Source organism: Legionella septentrionalis, assembly GCF_003989745.1.
GTDB lineage: Bacteria > Pseudomonadota > Gammaproteobacteria > Legionellales > Legionellaceae > Legionella_A > Legionella_A septentrionalis.
Window position 1 is genome coordinate 1 of sequence record NZ_RZGS01000078.1, and the last position, 1,285, is coordinate 1,285.

Consider the following 1,285-nt stretch of genomic DNA (forward strand, 5'->3'; position numbering starts at 1 on the left):
TGACATCGCTAAGCTCCACAAGGGTGGTATCAATCGTATCTTGAACCGTAATCGTTGCGGTGTCGCTGGTATCCAGTTGTTCGTAATTGCCACCGGTTGCATTGCTGATGCTGATGGTTTGCGTACCGGCATCAAGGTAAGCATCATCGGTTGGCGCTGCGAAGGTAACGCTGCCGCTGGTTTGTCCAGCGAGGATGGTAATGATTTCTCCATTAGACAGCGTCAACGTTAAATCCGTTTCCGGTGCATTGTTGACGTTGGCGGTTAAGGTGATGGTGCCGCCTTCATTGACAGTGACATCGCCCAGGGTAACGGTGGTGGTATCAATGGTATCTTGAACCGTAATCGTTGCTGTGTCGCTGGTATCCAATTGTTCGTAATTGCCACCGGCTGCGCTGCTGATGCCGATGGTTTGGCTGCCGGCATCAATATAAGCATCATCGGTTGGCGCAGGGAAGGTGACGCTGCCGCTCGTTTGTCCCACCGCGATGGTGATGACTTCGCCATTGGACAGGGTAATGGTGAGTGGCGTATCTTTCGGTGCGTTCTCGACGTTGGCGGTCAAAGTCACCATGCCGCCTTCATTGACGGTGACATCGCCCAGGGTGACGGCGGTGGTGTCGATGGTGTCTTGAATTGTAATCGTTGCCGTATCACTGGTATCCAGTTGTTCGTAATTGCCACCGGTTGCATTGCTGATGCTAATGGTTTGGCTATCGGCATCAATATAAGCATCATCGGTTGGCGCTGGGAAGGTGACGCTGCCACTGGTTTGTCCTGCGAGGATCGTAATGATTTCTCCATTGGACAACGTCAACGTTAAATCGGTTTGCGGTGCATTGTTGACATTGGCGGTCAAAGTGATGGTGCCGCCTTCATTGACGGTGACATCGCCCAGGGTGACGGTGGTGGTGTCAATGGTATCTTGAACGGTAATCGTTGCGGTGTCGCTGGTATCCAATTGTTCGTAATTGCCACCGGCTGCGCTGCTGATGCTGATGGTTTGGCTATCGGCATCAATATAAGCATCATCGGTTGGCGCTGGGAAGGTGACGCTGCCGCTTGTTTCTCCAGCGAGGATGGTAATCACTTCGCCATTGGACAACGTCAACGTTAAATCGGTTTGCGGTGCATTGTTGACGTTGGCGGTTAAGGTCACCATATCGCCTTCATTGACGGTGACATCGCCCAGGGTGACGGCGGTGGTGTCGATGGTGTCTTGAATTGTAATCGTTGCCGTATCACTGGTATCCAGTTGTTCGTAATTGCCACCGGTTGCACTGCT

1 protein-coding gene is annotated in these 1,285 nt (G+C 52.4%); it reads right to left on the minus strand.

What is annotated here, in order from left to right; all coding sequences use genetic code 11:
• Window positions 1-1,285, minus strand: a 1,285-nt coding sequence (locus ELY11_RS12440; RefSeq protein WP_158615206.1) for an immunoglobulin-like domain-containing protein, incomplete at both ends; no start/stop codon positions are given.